We start from the raw sequence: 23,159 nt of genomic DNA on the forward strand, positions 1-23,159 counted from the left end.
AAGAGTCTACAAAAGTAGCAAATTCAAAGAAATCTAATCAATCAGAACAAAATAGTTCTAAAGCACCGATTCAAAATTCTGAAAATACTGTAAATAAGAATCAAGAAGTTACAAATTCATCTGATTTAGAGCAGGGTAACACATTACAAAATGAACAACTTAATCATGCTGAGAATAAATTAACTGCACATGTTGAAGATAGCAATCGTCAAATTGATATAAACAATGACAATGCTCAACATTCACAAATTGATAAAAATGCTTTACAAGCATTTTTTGATGCAAATTACCATGATTATCGCTTTGTTGATAGAGAGAAAGCTGATAAAACGGCTTTCAATCAAGTAAAAGCAGCATTCGATAAAATTAATTTATTATTAGGAAGTAATGATGAATTAGACAATAAAACATTGCAATTAGCATATAAAGAATTAGAACAAGCTGTTGCAACTATTAAAACTCTACCTAAAAGACAAGCTCAAGTACGACGTAATCACCGTATTGAAGAACGTTCTGTAGAGCCAAGAGTAGGTTCTGATTATCAAAATGCATTATCAGAGTACTATGTTGAAAATTCAAATGATGGTTCAGGATATCCAGTTGGTACTTTTATTAGTGCATCTAGTCATGACTTCCCTACAGTTCCAGCACGTGAACATTGGAATATATTACATGCAGCTGATTCTAAAGAATTTGTATTAATGTCAGCTAAACCAGTACGTGATGGTTATGAATGGACAATTCAATTTAACCGAGCTTATACGAGACATGCAAAAATGGTATTTTGGTTTGGCTTGCCTGAAAATCAAACTCCTGTTGGGGAAACAAGAATTGACATTGTTGATCGTAATCAAAGCAATTTAATTAGCAGCACTGGTGCAGGCGGTGGTTTAAATAAATCATTACCTGAATTTTGGAGAAATGGTGATCAAATTGATAGTAGAAGAGCTAATTCTTTTAATCAGGGTGCACCAAATGGATATACCTTTTATGAAATGAGTGATATTCAAATCCGTAGTTTTGATGACTTTGCACGGGCAGGGGACTATTTCAATCAAACAGGTGCAAGTGAAACAGCAAAATCTAACGGTTATAAAAATTTCACTCTTTTAAATGGTGGAGATCAAAATCAAATACCAGGTTTAAATAAAATCTATTCATTTATTGGACAGGGGGAAAATAGTTATACAATTAAATTTAAAACTGTTGGTCCAACTACTGACAGATTATATTATGCAGCAGGTGCACGTGCTTATGAATATAATAATATGTCTAACTATACTCAACTTTATTTAGAGCCAAATAAGCAATATCAAGACAGAATTAGTAGCTTAACTCAAACTATAAATAGAGTACTACATATTGATAATACTAAAACTGTATACGATCCAAATGTTGGAAGGAATGTAACTAAATATATTTTAGATAGTAATTCTAATGTTATTGACTATGCAAGTGATCCTTTAAGCTATGTCAAAACACCAAGTAATACAGTTTTAGGATTTTTCGATCCAGATTCGGATTATAACCATAAGCGAAATTCAGATCCTGTTCAATTAAACTTATTCCAAATCCATGATATATTTAGTGAAGCTAATTTAACTGAACATAGCCGTACAGGACGACCTATAAGATTAATGATTGGGTTTGATGTTAAAGATAGATATGAAAATAAACAAACATTAGTGCCTGCTCAATTAACAGTCAAACCTGCATTACGTAATATCATCAATTTCTATACAAATAACGAAACTTTGGATAGAGGGGAACAACAAATATCTAAGGCAGTAAACCATCCTGTATTTGCAGTAAATCCTGGTGAAATGCAAAATAGTACATCACAAGTTGGAAATAAAACTGTATATAATCAACCATTACGTATTAATTTGGTTAGTAATGAACCATTTACTGATAAAGATTGGTCTATAATCGGTTTACCAAATACTCTTAGAATTGAAAATTCTGTCGATCGTGTGAATACAAATTATGAAAAAAATATTGAATTGGTAGGAACTCTTAAGCCAGGTGATTATTTTAGTACAATAAGATTTGGTAGAAAAGAACAAACATTTGAAATAAGAGTAAAACCAGCGCCTCCTCATATTGACACTACTGCAGAGCAATTACGTGGTAAAGGCGGAACAAGAGCAAATGTAGTTATTTCAAATGTACCGTTAGACACTAATGCACTAGTATATCTCATTAATACTGGTCCAAAAGGTCGGAATGGTACAAATGATCCAAATACCGTTCCCGTTAATTACAACATTTTAGCAACTGCTACACCTGATGGAGAACACAGTACTGTAACAATTACTAAGAATGATTACACTGTATTCCCACTCCCAACAAGCGGTAATATTAAGGCGATTGTATTTTATAATGATAATGTTAAATCTAATTGGGGCAATGAAGTAGAAATCTTACCAGATGTTACACCGCCAACAATTAGTGACCCTATAAATAAGAAAGATAAATATTATAGAGGAGACCATGTTAGTTTTACTGTTAATGTGTCAGACGAACAATATGGTTCCGGACTAAAAAATACTAATATTGCAAATTTACCAAGTGGATGGACATCTAACTTTGTTAAAAATTCAGATGGACGAACAGGAATTTTAACTATATCAGGTACAATACCTAACAATCAGGCTTTTAATAGTCACATCACTTTTACGATTACAGCAAATGATAATGCAAACAACATAAGCCAAGGTAAGCAAATATCAATAGATGTTGGAGAAATGAGTCAAGATTTTCATCCTATAGGTCTAGATAATGCTGAAAAAATAAAAGTTTCAGATCCAAGATCGGTAACAGATCTTGAAAATATACTTAAAATATTACAAGCGCTTCGAAGCAAAAATGCAACTATAATAGATAAATTAGCTCAAAGAAATCAGATTGTTGTTAATTCAAATGGTTCTGCTAGATTTACTTATTTAGATGGGTCTACAGATAACATGCCTGCTTCAGATATAATCACTTACAATCCTATTAGAAATACAGCATTTGCTAGTGGAGATAATTTAAAACAAGCTACAATTGTTATCGCTAAAGGGCAATCATATAATATTGGTGATTTAAAACAATATTTTGCGCTAGAAGATGGATCTGCGTTACCAAATGATTCATTTTACAATATTTCAGGGGATAATACATTACCTACTGCATCACAAATTTCACGTCTTGATGCAGGAACATATGACTATCAAGTTCTAGCTGCTAATGCGTATCATCAAACTCAAGCACCGTTAACTTTAACTTTAAAAGTTATAGATGTTCAACAACCAACAGATGATCAAAGGGTATATAGAGTATCAAATTATCAATTAACTGATGAAGAAGTTACTCGCGTTAAACAAGCGTTTATTAATGCTAATAGTCAAGTACTTCCATTAACAGAAAATGACATCACTGTAAATAACCCTGATGCTAGACAAGGTGTAAGTACTGTAACTGTGACAGTATCTAAAGATAGATTAGTTAAGACATTTACATCTAATTTGAATAATATGTCATTCCTTCGTTGGGTTGACTTTCCAAATGATTACCAAGTCAGTTGGACTAATCCTAAGATAGCAAATAGACCAACTGATGGGGGACTTGAATGGACACCTGATCATAAATCTTTAATTTATAGATATGACGCTACTTTAGGCCAAGATTTTAATACAAATGAAGTATTAAACTTATTAGTTGCTAATACTAATATTCCAGGTTTAAGAACTAACATTGTCGGTACTGAAAAAGAAGCTGCAGAAGCTGGTAGAAGAGCATCTAATACAACAGGATACTCTTTATCTACACCAAAGACAGATGGTCAAAGTTTATATACACTCGATGGCCAAGTTATTCAAGTACTTGATATTGTAACAACTAATACCGGTATCGGTGGACAAACAATTACTTATTCTAATTTGAGTAACAATAGTCAAAATTCAACATTAGTGAATGTAGACAAACCAGCTATTAATGGTGCAGGTGCATTTACTATTGATAAAGTTATTAAAAACAATACAATTAGCAATGCACATCATTCGATTTATCGAGCTCAATTATATTTATCACCTACAGGTCCTAAACCTTATATTGAATATTTACGTTCAAACATGGATCGTACAACTGACACTATTAATGTGTACTTTGTTCCAAGTGATAAAGTTAATCCAACGATTTCAGTTGAAAATTCAAATAATCAGCAAGTTTATTCTGGGGAAACATATACAAATCATATTACTGCTAATGATAATTATGCATTGCAAGATGTTACAGTTGCACCTACCTCGCAATTAACGGGGAATGTATCAAATAATAATCAACAAGCGTCGTTTACAATACCGAATGTAACTAGTTCAACGTCTAAAACAATTAACTTAATTGCAACAGACACAAGCGGTAATAGTACTGAACATTCATTCAATATAGCAATCAAACCATTAAAAGATAAATATCGTGTTTCAACAACTTCTACAGCTCAAAATCCAGTCAGAATCGCTAATATTAGCAATAATGCGAGTATTTCACAAGAGGACCAAGAAGCTATTACAAACTCAGTTACTTTGACAGAAATAGTACCTAATAGAAGTTATGCCACAGCATCAACAAATGAAGTTCAAAGTAAAACTGTAAGTAATGTTCGTAGACGCGGTAATAATGCTGATGTAACTGTTACAGTAACTTATACAGATGGAACTTCATCAACTGTAACCGTACCAGTCAAGCACATTCTTTATAATGTGATTGCTTCACCAAAATTTACAATACAAGGTCAAAATTTTGTTAGTGGTAAAGGATCAGCTCCAAGTGATTTCTTCACATTAGATAATGGAGACCCTGTACCTGATGCGACAATCACATGGTTACCAAATAACACACCTAATAAAAATAATGCTCAAATAGGTGAAAGCATCACAGTTAGAGCTAATATTTTATTTGATGGTGAAACTTCACCAATTGAAAAAGAATCATCGTATATGGTTGTAAAGACTGTGCCTAAACAAGTATTTGTTGCACCTAAATTGGGAACATTCCCTGATATTACTGACGTCAACAACCCTAAAGAATTTTTAAAACCTATTAATAACTCATGGTCTAACCAACCTGAAAATATGAGATTTGAGTTTATTGGCAATAATGGCTTAGGACCAAATACACGTCAAATAGGATTCCAAACTAGACTAGTACGTGTAACTTATGCTAATGGTCAAACTGAAAATGTTAGATTCTTATCTAAAGTACGTCCAGACCCACCAATTATTGATGCAAATTCTGTAAGTTACAAAGCTGGATTAACAAATCAAGAGGTTAAGTTATCTAATGTATTACCAAATTCAACAGTCCAATTATTTAAAGCAGATGGCACACCATTAACAATTACAAACCCACAAATTGGCGACAATCGTACACTAGTTGTTACTGTCACTGATGCATTACCTGATGGTGAAATTAAAGCTACTGCAACGTTGTCAGAAGGTAATCTTTCTTACACATCTATAAATGATCGTGGCCAAGTTACAAATGAAAGACATTCTGAAACTGTAGATTCGTTAGATAGTGATAGTGTTCGAGTAACAACACAATTACAAGCCATTGACGAAGGAGCAGTATTAGTTAAAGGTGGAAATAACTTTGATTTTGATCATGCAGAACGTTTTATTAAGAATGTACCAAGTGGCACAACAGCTACATGGCAAGATAATCCTGATAATTGGAAAAATAATGTAGGCTCATTTACTAAAACAGTTACAGTCACATTACCAAACGATCAAGGCACTAGAACTGTTGATATACCAGTCAAAATTTATCCATCAGCAGTCGCAATTAGTCCTGCTCGTGATAAAAAGGGTACAAATCTTACTCACGGCACTCAAGCTATTAATTATATAATTTTTGAACCAAATCAAAATACAACAGGAATTACTGCTGAATGGGCTAATAATTCTGCACCAACTTCTAATACTGCAGGCGTACAAAACTTAAAAATTAACGTAAATTATCCTGGTATACCTACACCAGTGCAAGTACCTGTAAAAGTGTATGTATATCAATTTGATTTCCCTCAAAGTGAATATACAACAACAATAGGTACAACATTTGCGTCAGGCATTGATGCTTCTCAATATGCTCATAATGAAAATGGTGATGGCCTACCTACTGACGGATTCACATATCATTGGAACAAAACTGCAACTGGTACTAATAATGCAAGCTGGTCAGCTATGAACAAACCAAATGCAGCTAAAGTAGTAAATGCTACATATGATGTTTTATACAATGGTCGAACATTTGCGACATCTCAACCAGCTAAATTTATTGTTAAAAATGTTCAACCAACTAAACCAACTATCAGTGAAACAGCTCAGGGTGTATTAACAATTGCACCAGGTAATGATCAACGTATTAATACAAGTTCTGGTAATGTTACAACTTATGCCGATAGATTAGTAATTAAACGTAATGGAAATGTAATTACTTCATTTAGTAGAAATAATAATAGAAGCCCTTGGACTAAGGAGCAATCTGCTCATACTGTAGCAGGAATCGTAGGTACTGCTAATGGAATTACTGTTACAGCAGGAACATTTAACCCAGCTGATACAATTCAAGTTATCACAACTCAAGGTAGTGGAGAATTAACAAGTGCTGAACAACCAAGTGATGAATTCACAGTTGTAGCACCACAACCAAATCAAGTTTTATCTACTGCATGGGACAATGGTCAATTAGACATTACACCTAATAACCCAACAGGCAATTTAGTTAACCCAACAAATGCTGTTGACATTTCTTACACTGAGAAAATTGCTAATAGTGCTGAACAAAATAAAATATTACATGTTGTTAAAGGCGCAAATGGCAAGTGGTCTATCGCTGATCAACCAAGTTACATTACGTTAGACAGTGCAACTGGTAAAGTAACGTTTAATGCTAATTCAATTAAACCTAACTCAGAAGTAACTGCGGTTGCTAAAGCAGGCTCTGGTAATGCAGCAAGTTCTAATTCTAGAACATTAACATCACCATCAGAGCACACAGTAACAACGGATCAAATTATTAAAGAATTCGGCGACAATATTACTGCTGACGAAATTAACAATGCTGTACATGTTAATAACAAACGAAATGCAGCAATTAAACAAGGTACAAATATGCCTACAAGCTTAGCTGGCGGTAGCACAACAACAATTCCTGTCATCATTACTTATAACGATGGTAGTACTGAAGAAGTAACTGAAACAATCTTTACGAAATCAGATAAACGTGAGTTAATTACTGCTAATGCTCATTTAGATGATGCAATTAGTACTGACGGTAAAACACCATCAAGTATTAATCAATATAACCAAGCAATGACAGCTGCCGAGCAACAAATCAATGCTGCTAAAGCTGAAGCAAATCAAGTCATTCAAGATCAATTTGCGTCACCTCAACAAGTTAGTGCTACTTTAACAAAAGTACAAGCAGCTCAAACGAAAATTGATCAAGCAAAAGCATTATTACAAGATAAAGCTGATAATAGTGAACTAGTAACAGCGAAAAACAACTTACAAGCAGCTGTTGATCAAGTACCTTCAACAGACGGTATGACTCAACAAAGTATTGATAATTACAATACGAAGCAACAAGTGGCTCAAGTAACTATTACTAATGCACAACAGGTGATTGATAATGGTGATGCCACTGAACAAGAAATTGCTGATGAAAAAGCAAGCATAGAACTTGCATTAACTGAACTTAACGAAGCAAAAGCTAATTTAACTGCTGATACTACTGCATTACAACAAGCAGTACAACAGCTTAATAGAACTGGTTCAACTACTGATAAGAAACCAGCTAGTATTACAGCTTACAACCAAGCAATGCAAGCACTTAATAGTGATTTAACTAGTGCTCGTAACAAAGCGAATGCCATCATTAATAAACCAATTCGCACTGTACAAGAAGTACAAGATGCATTAACAGCAGTAAATAGAGTCAATGAACAAATCACTCAAGCTATCGATCAATTACAACCTTTAGCAGATAACAGTGAATTAAAAGCAGCGAAAGCAAAACTTGATGAGGAAATAAATAAATCTGTATCAACAGATGGTATGACTCAAGAATCAATCAATGCTTACCAAACAGCTAAACAAACGGCTCAAGCTGAATCAAATAACGCACAACAAGTCATTGATAATGGAGATGCAACTGACCAAGACATCGCAGCTGAAAAAGCTAAAGTTGAAACTCAATACAATAACTTAAAACAAGCTATTACTAACTTAACGCCAGATAAAGCACCGTTAGAAGCAGCGAAAAATGAGTTAGAAAATGATATTAACCGTTCGACAAGCACAACTGGTATGACTGCGGATTCTGTCGCTAACTTTAATGAAAAACGCAATGCTGCACAACAAGCTTTAGAAGCTATTACTCAAGTACTTCAAGGTAATCCAGATGTAGCAACAATTAGAGAAAATGTGACTCAAGCTAATAACGCTAAATCTGCGCTTGATACTGCACGTGATGGTTTAACTGTAGATGAAGTGCCATTAGAAAATGCGAAAAATGAGTTACAACAAAGCATCACTCAAGCTGAAAGCACAAGTACAACAGGTATGACTCAAGATTCGGTGAGTGCATTTAATACAAAACTTTCTGCAGCGAAAGAAAAACTAAATGCTATTACTCAAGTATTAGATGGCAATCCTTCAGTTGACGACATCAATACAAATACAACCCAAACTAATAGTGTTAAATCTGAATTAGATCAAGCTAGAACAAATCTAACGCCAGATAAAGCACCACTAGAAGCGGCTAAACAAGCGTTAGAGCAAAGTATTAATCAACCAACAGATACTGTTGGTATGACAACCGCTTCACTAAATGCATATAACGAAAAATTAGAAGCAGCACGTCAAACTTTAAATGCAGTGAATCAACAACTTGCTGGCCAACCATCAGTTCAAACTATCAATGATAAAGTGACTCAAGCAACTAACGCTCAATCTGAGTTAGATCAAGCAAGAGCTGGTTTAACATTAGATCGTCAACCAACTTTAGAAGCATTACAACATGCAACAAGTCTTAACCAAGCTCAACAAGATAACTTTAGAGAGCAAATTAATGATGCATCAAATCATGCAGGTCTTGAAACAATTCGAAATAGCATTAATGCATTAAATACTGCTATGACATCATTACGAGAGAGCATTAATGATAATGATTCAATCAAAACTGGTATTAACTATACTGATGCAACATCATCTAACAGAACAAATTATGATAATGCAGTAAATGCAGCGAAAGACATTATTGGAGAACAAAATAGTCCAACAATGTCTCCTGACACAGTTAATCAAAAAGCAAATGCTGTTAATTCAACTAAAGTTGCCTTAGACGGAGAGCAAAACTTACAACGTGCTAAACAAGAAGCGATTGATACAATTACTAACGCTAATGACTTAAATCAAGCGCAAAAGAACGCTTTAACACAACAAGTAACGCAAGCTCAAAATGTACAAGCAGCTAATGATATTAAACAAAATGCGACTGCTCTAGATACAGCTATGGCCAATTTAAAACAAGGTGTCGCTAACCACGATCAATTAGTTCAAGACGACAACTATGTCAATGCAGATACTAATAAGAAAAATGCTTATGACACTGCTTATAATCAAGCAAATACAATCATTAATGGCAACGCTCAAAATCCAACGTTAATACCTAATGATGTAACTAACGCATTACAACAAGTATCACATGCTGAAACTGCATTAAATGGTTCTGATAACCTAAATCATGCAAAACAAGAAGCTCAAACAGCACTTGCTCAATTAACGCATTTAAATGACGCTCAACGTCAACAGTTACTGTCACAAATCAACGATGCACATCAAGTTGATTCTGTTAATGCAGTGAAACAACTTGCGTCTAATTTAGATACGGCAATGGATAACTTACAAAATGCTATCGCTAATAACGATACAGTGAAACGTGGCGAAGATTACTTAGATGCAGATAATGAAAAGCAAAATAACTACAATCAAGCAGTTTCAAATGCTAAACAAATCATTAGTGAAACTACGCAACCAACAATGACTGTTGATGCAATTAACCAAGCGATAAATCAAGTTACTTCAACAAAAGATGCATTAAATGGTTAAGAAAAGCTTGAACAAGCAAAACAACAAGCAAACAATGAGTTGAATACACTATCTCATTTAAATAATGCTCAAAAAGCAAATATCGCTTCTAAAATTAATGATGCAACTAATATTGCTAACGTTAATTCAGTGAAACAAAATGCCAACGATTTAAATACTGCAATGAGTAACTTACAAGATGCAATTAACAGCGAAAATGACACGTTAAATAGTCAAAATTATCAAGATGCATCATCTGATAAACAAACTAACTACACAACAGCAGTTAATGAAGCTAAAGCAATCCTAGCTAAAAACGGTCCTAATAAAACTCAAGACCAAGTTAACGCAGCTATTGCTAAAGTGAATACAGCTAAGAGCGAATTAAACGGTAACCGTAATTTAGAACAAGCACAACAAACTGCTAAACAAGCATTATCACAATTAACTCATTTAACTGATGCTCAAAAAGATCATTTAACAACTCAAATTAATAACAGTACAACAGTGGCAGATGTTCAAAGTATCCAAGGTAATGCGAATACGTTAGACCACGCGATGGATACATTAAGACAAAGCATTGCTGACCAAAATACTGTAAGAAATAGTGAAGATTATAACGATGCATCACCTGATAATCAAAATTCATATAATAACGCAGTAACTTCAGCTGAAGACATCATCAATGCTTCAACTAATCCAGAGATGAGTGCTGATACAATTAATGCGAAAGCTCAACAAGTGCTTCATGCTAAAGGCGATTTAAACGGTGACGAAAACTTATCAGCTGCTAAACAAAATGCACAACAGTATTTAGATACGTTATCTCATATTACTAACCAACAAAAAGATAACTTAAATACTCAAATCACTAATGCTCAAAATATTAGCCAAGTTGAACAAGCAAAACAAGTTGCTCAAAGTTTAGACACTACAATGAATAACTTACAAGATGCTGTTAATAATGAAAATCAAGTAAAAGCAACAGAAAATTACACTGATGCAGATACTAATAAACAAACAGCATACGATGAAGCGATTGCAGCTGCCAAAGCGATTTTAAATAAAGATGCAGGTCCTAACACACCACAAAATGATGTAGAAACAGCATTACAAAGAATTACTAATGCACAAAATGAATTGAATGGTGATCATAAAATTAATGATGCTAAAACAGCAGCTATTCAACATTTAGGTACATTAAATCATTTAACTACTGCTCAACATAACGCATTAGAAAATGATTTCAACCAAGCAACTAATCTTGCTGGCGTTGAACAAGTAAAACAAAATGCTGATGCATTAAATACATCAATGGGACAATTACAAACATTAGTTGATGATAAAAATAATGTTCAAAATAGTCAAAACTATTTAGATGCAGATTCACAAAATCAATCAAATTATGATATGTATCTTGTAACTGCTGAATCAACTGTAAACAAAGCGACTGGACCTAATACTTCTAAATCAGATGTAGATACTTTAGTTAACCAAATTAACCAAGCACAACAAGCATTAAATGGTCAACAAAACTTAGATCAAGCTAAACAAAGTGCAATCAATACAATTGATCAAAGCACTAACTTAAATACTGCTCAAAAAGACGCTTTAAAAGCTCAAGTTACTAGTGGTAATCGTGTTGCTGATGTAAATGGCGTTAAGCAATTAGCAACAACACTTAATACATCAATGGGTAACTTAAGACAATCGATTGCTAACAAAGCAGAAACTTTAACAAACGGAAATTATATCAATGCAGATAACGATAAACGTAATGCATATGACACTCAAGTTGCTAATGCAGAATCTATTATCAATGGTACAAATAATGTTGTTCTTGTACCAACAGATATCGATAATGCTACAACTTCAGTAACAAATGCTTATAATGCGTTAAATGGTGATAATAATTTACGTGTCGCAAAAGAAAATGCTAACAACACGATTGACGGATTAGCACAATTGAATAATGTTCAAAAAGCAAATCTAAAAGAACAAGTTCAAAATGCTCAAACATTACCTAATGTTCAAACAGTTAAAACCAATGCACAAACACTTAATGATGCAATGAGAACATTAAGAGATAGTGTTGCCAATGAACAAACAGTTAAATCAAGTCAAAACTATACTGATGCAAACCAAGACTTGCAACAGGCATACGACGCTCAAGTTAATAATGCGAACAACATTATTAATGAAACTGGAACACCAACAATGGATCCAAATACAATTACTCAAGCAGCAACACAAGTGACAAATGCAGAAGGTGCATTGAATGGTGCTCAAAATCTTGTAAATGCTCAAAACAATGCGAAAGCAAACTTAAACACGTTATCTCATTTAACAAATGCGCAAAAAGAAAGTATTACTAATCAAATTAATAGCGCATCTCATGTGAATGATGTAACTACTATTCAAAATGATGCGACTCAACTGAATAATGCTATGGGAGAATTAGCTCAAGCGATTCAAGATCAAGAATCTACTAAACAACAGGTTAACTACACTAATGCTGACCAAGCTAATCAAGAAGCATACAATAATGCAGTAGCTGAAGCAGAACGTATTTTAGATAAAGAACATGGCGCGAATACATCACAAGTTGATGTTCAAACAGCAATTCAAAATGTTCAACGTGCTAAACAGGCATTAAATGGTGACCGAAATGTTGAAATAGCTAAGACAAATGCTAAAAATGCATTAGAACAACTTACATCACTTAACAATGCTCAAAAAGCAGCGTTAACGACTCAAATCGACAATGCACCAACAGTTGCTAACGTCGAGCAAGTATCTAATACTGCAACACAGTTAAACCAAGCTATGGCTGAGTTACAACAAGGTATTAACGATAATAATGATGTAATACAAAGCGTTGATTATACTGATGCTGATCAAGCTAACCAACAAGAATATACAAATGCGGTTACTCAAGCTAATGCAATTCTAAATAAAGGTCAAGGTACAAATGCAGACATTACTCAAGTTCAAGCAGCATTAAATCAAGTTACAACTGCTAAAAATGCATTAAACGGTGAAGAAAAAGTTGCTCAAGCTAAAGAAGCTGCTAAACAAGCATTAGCAACTTATAATCACTTGAACACTGCACAAACAAATGTAGCAACTGAACAAATTACTAATGCAACTACACTTGCACAAGTCGCTCAAGCACAAAATACAGCTAATGAATTAAATACTGCGATGGGCGAATTACAAAATAGTATTAATGATCAAACTACAGTGAAAAATAGTGTTAACTTTACTGATGCTGACTCAACTAACCAAGACGCTTATACAAATGCAGTTACTGAAGCGGAAAGTATTTTAGATAATGCACACGGTGGTAACTTAAATAAAGAACAAGTTGAAGCGGTAACTAATAAAGTGTCTACAGCTAAAGACAATTTAAATGGTGATGCTAAAGTTCGTGAAGCGAAAGCTGATGCACTGAATAACTTAGGTACACTAAATCAATTAAACGATGCACAAAAGGCACATTTAACTAACGAAATTAATAGTGCCTCTACAGTTGATGGCGTTAACCAAGTTAAAACAACTGCTCAGAACTTAAATTCAGCTATGCAACAATTACAACAAGCTATCGCGAATAAAGACGAAACTTTAAACAGTCAAAACTACTTAGATGCTAATACAGATAAGAAAAATGCATATACTGGAGCAGTAGCAAATGCCGAAAGTATTTTAGACAAAACGAGTGGCACAAATGCTGATCAAAACGCAGTTGAACAAGCAATTCAAAACGTTACTCAAACTGCTAGTGAATTAAATGGTATTCAAAACTTACAAATAGCTAAAAATGATGCAACACAAGCAATTGAAAACTTAGCACATTTGAATACACCACAGAAAAATGCACTAAAAGAGCAAGTTAACCAAGCTCAAAATGTAGTAGCTGTTACTGACCTTCAAAATAATGCTAATGCATTAGACACTGCAATGGATCAATTACAACAAGCTGTAGCTGACCATAATACAATTGTTACTGATGGTAATTACACTAATGCAAGTGCTGAGAAACAAGGTAACTATACTGATGCTTACCAACACGCACAAAACTTAATTAACGGTTCGCCAGATGTTGTTACAAATCCAGCAGACATCAATACTGCTACACAAAATGTAATCAGTGCTGAAAATGAATTAAATGGTAATACAAATCTTACAAATGCGAAACAAGAAGCAACAGAAGCACTAAGTCATTTAACAGATCTCACTGATGCACAACGTCAAAGTATTACAAACCAAATTAACAGTGCTACACAACTTGATCAAGTTGCTAATATCAAGTCAAATGCAAATGCACTTAACAATGCGATGACTGATTTAAGACAAGAAATAAGCCATCAACAAGCAGTTAAAACAAGTCAACCATTTGTCGATGCTGATAATGATAGACAAACTGCTTACAACGATGCGATTAACCATGCTGAAAGTATTGTTAGTGAAACTACTCAACCAGAACTTAATCCTTCAAACGTTTCGCAAGCAATGCAACAAATTAAAACAGCAGAAACTGGTTTAAATGGTGCCGCTAACTTAACTCGTGCTAAAGAAAATGCATTACAAGATTTAAATCAACTTACTCATTTAAATCAAGCACAACGTACAGACTTTACTAACCAAATTAATGATGCTCAAAATATTGCAACAGTAAATCAAGTTACTTCTATTGCATCATCACTTAATCAAGCAATGGGGCAATTGATTGATGCTGTTAATGACCAAACAGATGTTAAACAAAGCGTCAATTACACTGATGCAGAACCATCTAAACAACAGGATTATAATAACGCAATAACAAGTGCTGAAAGTATTACGAACCCAACAACAGGTTCTAATGCAAACCAAGCACAAGTTGAAACAGCATTGTCAGCAATTAATACTGCTAAACAAGCTTTAAATGGTACGCAAAAAGTCAATGAAGCTAAAAATAATGCATCTCAAGAATTAAATGGTTTAGATAATTTAAATAATGCTCAAAGAGAAAATGTAGCTCAAAAAATTAATCAAGCTCAAACAGTTGCTGAAGTAGAGAAAATTAAACAAGATGCTCAAGATTTAAACACAGCTATGACTAAATTAAAAGAAAGCTTGGCTGACAAAGACAATACGTTAGATAGTCAAAATTATTTAGATGCTGATAATAATAAGAAAACTGATTATACAAATGCAGTGACAAATGCTGAAAATACTTTAAACCCTACACAAGGTACAAATCTAACTAAAGAACAAGTTGAAGCTGCAACTAACCAAGTTAATTCAGCTAAGAATGATTTAAATGGTACTCAAAACTTAAATAACGCTAAACAACAAGCTACAACAAATATCGATGGATTAACTAATGTTACTGATGCTCAAAAAGAAGCACTTAAACAATTAGTTGGAAATTCATCGAATGTAGCAGAAGTTCAAGCTAATTTACAAAAAGCTCAAGACGTTGACCAAGCGATGAATCATTTAAAACAAAGTATTGCAGATAATACAGCAACTAAGAATGATCAAAACTACTTAGATGCGTCACCAAATAAACAAGAGGCATATAACAATGCAGTTGATAGTGCAAAAGATATTATTGATAACACTTCTAATCCATCATTAGATCCGACTGTTATTAATCAAGCCACAACTAACGTGACAAACGCTAAAAATGAATTGAATGGTAATGATAATCTGAACCAAGCAAAACAAGAGGCTAATCAAACAGTAGGTGGACTTGATAACTTAAATAATGCACAACAACATGCTTTAAATGAGCAAATTAGTCATGCAACATCAGTTGATGAAGTAAATCAAATTAAAAACAATGCTCAAAATCTAAACAATGCTATGGCTGGTTTAAAACAAGCAATTGCCGATAAAGATTTAACAACATCAAAAGTTAACTTCACTGATGCTGATCCTGAAAAGCAAGCTGCTTACAATCAAGCTATTACGAATGCTGAAAATATATTAGATAAAGCTAGTGGCAGTAACGTATCTCAAACTGAAGTTGAACAAGCAATTCAACAAATCAACAATGCTAAACAAGCATTAAACGGTGATGCAAACGTTCAACAAGCTAAAGACGAAGCAACTGAACTCATCAATAATGCGAGTGACTTAAACCAAGCTCAAAAAGATGTATTAAAAGGTCAAGTGAATAATGCTACAACTGTTGCTGAAACAAATGGTATTAAACAAACTGCTCAAGACTTAAATAATGCAATGACACAATTGAAACAAAGTATTGCAGATAAAGATCAAACTAAAGCTGATGGTAACTTTACAAATGCTGATACTGATAATCAAACTGCATACAACAATGCTGTCACTCAAGCTCAACAGTTAATTGACGGAGCTCCAAATGTAGTTGTAACACCAAGTGAAATTACTGATGCGCTTAACCATGTTAATCGAACTAAAGACGAATTAAACGGTAATACAAACTTAGCTAATGCTAAACAAACAGTTACAAATGCAATTGATCAATTACCAAACTTAAATCAAGCTCAACGTGATGAATATAATAAACAAATCACACAAGCTACAGCAGTTCCAGATGTAAATGCGATTCAAACAGCTGCTGAAAAGCTTAACGAAGCTATGACAAACTTGAAACAAGGTATCGCTAACAAAGACGATATTTTAGCAGGCGAAGACTATCACGATGCAGATCCAGATAAACAAGCAGCATTTAACGATGCTATCTCTGCTGCACAAGATTTATTAAATCAAACAGCTAGTCCAACAATGGATTCAACTCAAGTGACTAACGCTTTAACGAAAGTTCAAGAAACGACTCAAGCATTAAATGGTAATGAAAATCTTGAAACTGAAAAGCAAAATGCAAAAGCAACGATAACTACACTTGATCATTTAAATAGTGCACAACAACATGCTCTAACTGATCAAATTGATCAAGCACCAGATATCGAACATGTTAACCAAATCAAACAAGTAGTGGAAAACTTAAATAATGCTATGACAGCCTTATCTAATGGATTACAAGATAAGACAGAAATATTAGGCAACATCAATTACACAGATGCTGATCAAGATAAGAAAGATGCATATGATGCTGCTATTGCACATGCTGAAAATATCTTAGATAAAGCTAATGGTGGCAATGTACCTCAAACTGAAGTTGAACAAGCATTACAACAATTAACTGATGCGAAACAAGCATTAAATGGTAATAACAATGTTCAAAATGCCAAAAATGAAGCAATTCAAGCTATTGAAAATGCAAGTGAGTTAAACCAAGCTCAAAAAGAAGCGTTAAAACAACAAGTAGATTTAGCTACTACAGTTGATAAAGTCAATGGTATTAAACAAACAACGCAAGATTTAAATCAAGCAATGGCTGATTTAAAACAAGGTATTGCAAATCATGACCAAGTGATTACAAATGGTAATTACTTAAATGCAGATCAAGATAAACAATCAGCATATTCTGATGCAGTAAATCATGCTCAACAAATTATCAATGGAACTCCAAATGCTATAGTTAATCCACAAGAAGTAACTCAAGCATTACAACAAGTGACTCAAACTAAAGGCGAATTAAATGGTGATCAAAATCTTCAAACCGCACAACAAAATACGACAACAATGATTGATCAATTATCTAATTTAAACACACCTCAAAAAGAGGCGCTTAAACAACAAGTAACTCAAGCAGGTTTAGTTCCAGATGTTGATCGTGTAAAACAAACTGCTAATGATTTAAATACTGCAATGGGTAATTTGAAACAACAACTTCAAGCTAACAGTCAAGTGCCGCAATCAATCGATTACACTCAAGCAGATAACAGTAAGCAAGTTGCTTATGACAACGCTACAAATCTAGCGCAACAAATCGTAGATGGCACACCAACAGCTGTATTAAACGTTGAAGATGTTAATCAAGCACTAACAAATGTTAATCAAGCTAAAGACGAACTTAACGGTAATGAAAACTTAGCTCAAGCTAAGCAAGAAGCAACAACTCAACTTGGTACATTACAAGATTTAAATCAACCACAACATGATGCACTTGCTGAACAAATTAACCAAGCACAATCAATTGATGCTGTTAACCAAATTAAACAAACTGCACAAGAAGTTAATAATGCAATGAATCAATTAAAACAAAGCATTGCTAATAAAGATGAAGTATTAGGTAGTGAAAATTATCACGATGCTGATGCAGACAAACAAATAGCATACACGAATGCAGTGAACCAAGCAGAAGCTATTATTAATCAATCATCTAATCCGACGTTAAATGCTAGTGACATCGAGAACACGATGAACCAAGTTAATAACACACATAACGAGTTAAACGGTGATGCAAAACTTGCTACTGAAAAGCAAAATGGCAATACAGAAATTAATGCAATGTCTCATTTAAACGATGCTCAAAAACAAGCACTCACAACTCAAATTGAACAAGCACCAGATATTGCAACAGTAAATCAAGTTAAGCAAACTGCTCAAAATCTTGATCAAGCAATGAATCAATTAGCTCAATCAATTAATGATAATGCACAAACATTAACTGATGGTAATTATTTAAATGCTGATCAACAAAATCAAGAAGCGTATAACCAAGCAGTTGCTAATGCTGAAAATGTATTAAACCAACATGCTGGCACAAATGAACTTCAAGATGCAGTTGAACGTTTAACAAATACAGTTAATAATGCGAAACAAGCGTTGAATGGTAATACAAACTTAGCTCAATCTCAACAAGAAGCTACTCAGTTTGTTAATCAATTACAACATCTTAACGATGCTCAAAAGCAAAATTACAATACTCAAATTAACCAAGCACCATTAGTTACAGATGTTTCAACAATAAAACAAAACGCTCAAGCGCTTGACCAAGCTATGGAACAATTGAGAAACAGTATTGCAGATAACCAAGATACATTAGCTTCTGAAGACTATCATGATGCAACAACTGAACGTCAAAATGACTATAACAATGCAGTAAATGCAGCAAATAATATCATTAACGAAGCTACTTCACCAATCATGGATCCAAATGATATCAATTCAGCTACATCTCAAGTGAACACAACTAAAGTAGCTTTAGATGGTGACGAAAATCTTGCAAACACTAAACAACAAGCTACTGAAACAATTAGACAATTGAGCCATTTAAATCAAACTCAAGTCCAAGCTTTAGAAGCTCAAATTACTCAATCGTCAGACATTGCTACAGTGAATCAACACTTACAAACTGCACAAGATTTAAACAGTGCAATGGGTAATTTAATTCAAGCTATTGCTAACCATAATGACATTGAACAGCAAGGTAACTTTACAAATGCGGATAATGATAAACAGACAGCATACACTGATGCAATTGCGAATGCAGAAAGTATCATTAACCCACAAACGGGTCAAAATGCATCACAAACAGAAGTAGAGCAAGCAATTACTCGTGTTCAAGATGCGTTACAAGCATTAAATGGTGATCAAAACTTACAAGATGCAAAAGTCAATGCTGAACAAGCAATTAATGCACTAGTTGATTTAAACGATCCACAAAAACAAGCTTTAATACAACAAGTGAATGGTGCACCATTAGTGACTGATGTTCACCAAATTGAACAAAATGCTAATACACTAAATCAAGCTATGCATGGTTTACGAGAAAGCATAAAAGATAACGCAACAGTCAAAACTAATAGTATTTACATTAATGAAGATCCAACAGAACAACAAAACTATGATCAAGCAGTTCAACATGCGCAAGATATCATCAACGAACAAACTGCTACGTTAGATGGAAATACTATTAATCAAGCTACTGAAGCAGTTAACAATGCTAAGCAATCGTTACATGGTGATGTGAAATTACAAAACGACAAAGACCATGCCAAACAAATAGTTAGTCAGTTATCTCATTTAAATGATGCTCAAAAACATATGGAAGATGCATTAATAGATAGTGAAACTACAAGAACAGCTGTTAATAATGACTTAAACGAAGCACAAGCACTTGATCAATTAATGGATACGTTACGTCAAAGCATTGCTGACAAAAATGATATTCATGCAAACAGTCAATATATTAATGCTGAACCTAACAAACAACAAGATTATGACACTGCTTTACAAAATGCTGAAAATATCATTGCTGGAACTAATAACCCAACAATTAATAAAGGTGATGTATCTCAAGCAACTCAAGCTGTCGATAATACGAAACAAGCATTAGACGGAGTTCAAAGATTAGAAGAAGATAAACAAAATGCAGGTACATCATTAAATCAATTTGATCATTTAACACCTGCTCAACAGCAAGCTATAGAAAATGCTATCAACAACGCTTCCACTCGTGATGAAGTTGCACAAAAACTTGAAGAAGCACAAGCACTTAATAATGCAATGCAAGCTTTAAAAGATAGTATTCAAGATCATGCACAAGTTGAAGCGAGCAGTAAATTTATTAACGAAGATCCTACTCAAAAAGGTGCTTATACTGATGCAGTTAACCCTGCTTTAGACATTATAAATAATGATTCAAATCCAATACTAGATAAGTCTGCGATTGAACATGCAACTCAAGCAGTAAATAATGCTAAAGATGATTTACACGGTGATCAAAAATTAGCTAATGATAAACAACATGCTAATGAAACTCTAAATCAATTAAATAATCTTAATACTGCTCAACGTGATACGCTACAAAATCAAATTAATGGTGCATCAACTAGAGATGAAGTTGCACAAATTATCAATCATGCTCAAGCACTTGATTTAGCAATGGAAAATCTAAAAGTAAGTATTAAAGACCAAGCTCAAACTGAAGCGAGTAGCAAATTTATTAATGAAGATCCTGCACAAAAAGACGCATATACACAAGCAGTACAACATGCTCAAGACTTGATTGACCAAACGTCTAATCCTACATTAGATATCACTCAAGTTGACCAACTAACTCAAGCAGTGAATAATGCCAAAGATAATTTACATGGTGACCAAAAACTTGAGCAAGCGAAACAACGAGCTTTAGAGAGCTTAAATAACTCATCTGATCTTAACCAACCACAACGCCAAACGCTTGAAACACAAATCAATCAAGCAACAACTAGAGATGACATTAATCAAATCTTAGTAAATGCTGCTGACCTTAATACAGCAATGGGCAATTTAAAAGCAAGCATTAATGACCAAGCACAAGTTGAAGCAAGTAGTAAATTTATTAATGAAGATCCTGCACAAAAAGATGCATATACTGAAGCAGTAACTAATGCCAAAGATTTAATCAATCAAACTTCAAATCCAACAATGGATACAAACCAAATTGAACAAAAAATCCAAGAGGTTATCAATGCTAAAGACAATCTTCATGGTGATCAAAAACTTGAACAAGACCAACAGCAAGCAACAACTACTGTTGATAGTTTAGATCATTTAAATCATGCGCAACAACAAGCTGCTAAAGATGCAATTGCTGGTGCTACAACAAGAACAGAAGTAGCACAATTGGTTCAAACAGCAACTCAACTTGATCAAGCGATGAAATCATTAAAAGATCAATTGAATCAAATTAATACTGATAAAGCTGAACCTAATTACACTGAAGCTTCAATAGATAAACAAGATGCATTAAATCAAGCAATAAGTAATGCTGAAAATATCGTTAACCCAGCACAAGGTACAAATGCTAATCAAACTGAAGTTGAACAAGCTTTAACACAACTTCAACAAACTGCAAATGATTTAAATGGTGATCAACGTGTTGCAGATGCTAAAGCACAAGCTAAAACAGACATCGATCAATTAACACATCTTAATAACGAACAACAAACTGCTATTAAACAAAATATTGATAATGCTACTCAACTTCAACCAATTGCTCAAATAGTTGAACAAGCAACTCAATTAAATACAGCAATGCAACAATTACAAGATGCAGTTAATGATCATACTAATGTTGAAAATTCAGTTGATTACAGCCAAGCAGATAACGATAAACAACAAGCATATCAACAAGCAATAACACATGCTCAACAATTACTTACAGAAAATGCATCGCAACAACAAGTTGAACAAGCTTATCAGGACATACAACAAACTAAACAAGCATTAAACGGTGATGAAAGAGTAGCTGAAGCGAAAACTCAAGCTAACCAAGCTATCGATCAACTCAATGCTATTAATGATTCACAACATCAATCTTTAGTTGAAAGAGTTAATCAATCAAATGACTTAAATGAAATTCAACAAATTGTTGATGAAGCTACATCATTAAATACAGTCATGAATCAGCTTCAACAAACTATCACTAATAATGAAGCATCAACTAAAAATAGCGGTAATTACATTAATGCTGAAGCTCAATTAAAACGAGACTTCGACCAAGCAATTACTAACGCTAAAGATGCAGTTGATAAAGCAAATGGTCAAAACTTACCTAAAGATCAAATTCAACAATTAATTGAGGCTATTTCAACTACAAAAGATGCACTAAATGGTGATCAAAGACTTAGTGATGCGAAAACTAAAGCGTTAGAAACATTAGACCAATTAACTAACATTAATAACGCTCAAAAGCAATTAGCTACATTACAAATCGATAATGCTGATACATTAAATAAAGTGACTCGAGCTATTAATAAAGCAACAGCAGTAGACCAAGCGATGAATGCTTTAAAACAATACGTTCAAAATAATGAACTACCAATAAAATCTAGCTCAAACTTTATAAATGCCGATGATGATTTAAAAGCCCAATTCAATAAAGCTATCACTAACGCACAAAATGTATTAAATAAAGATAGTGGAAATGCATTAACAAATACTGAAGTGGAAGCATTAAAACAAGCTATCATAGATGCAGAAAATGCATTAAATGGTGACCTTAAAGTTACAAATGCTAAATCAAAAGCTGATAAATTTATAGATAGTTTAGATCAACTTAACCAACCACAAAAAGTGGCAGCACATGAAGCAATCAAGAAAGCTAATGATTTAGATACTATAAATGACATTATCAATAATCAAATAGATTTAAATGATGCAATG

Annotated in this window: 1 pseudogene; it reads left to right on the forward strand. The window is 33.6% G+C overall.

Features of this window, described 5'->3' with window-relative positions:
- Window positions 1-251: 251 nt before the first annotated feature.
- Window positions 252-23,147 (forward strand): annotated as a pseudogene (ebh, locus tag LFT63_RS01995) (hyperosmolarity resistance protein Ebh); the annotation flags it as partial.
- Window positions 23,148-23,159 lie beyond the last annotated feature (12 nt).

This window comes from Staphylococcus sp. FSL H8-0121, from assembly GCF_038008425.1.
GTDB classification, from domain to species: Bacteria; Bacillota; Bacilli; order Staphylococcales; family Staphylococcaceae; genus Staphylococcus; species Staphylococcus pasteuri.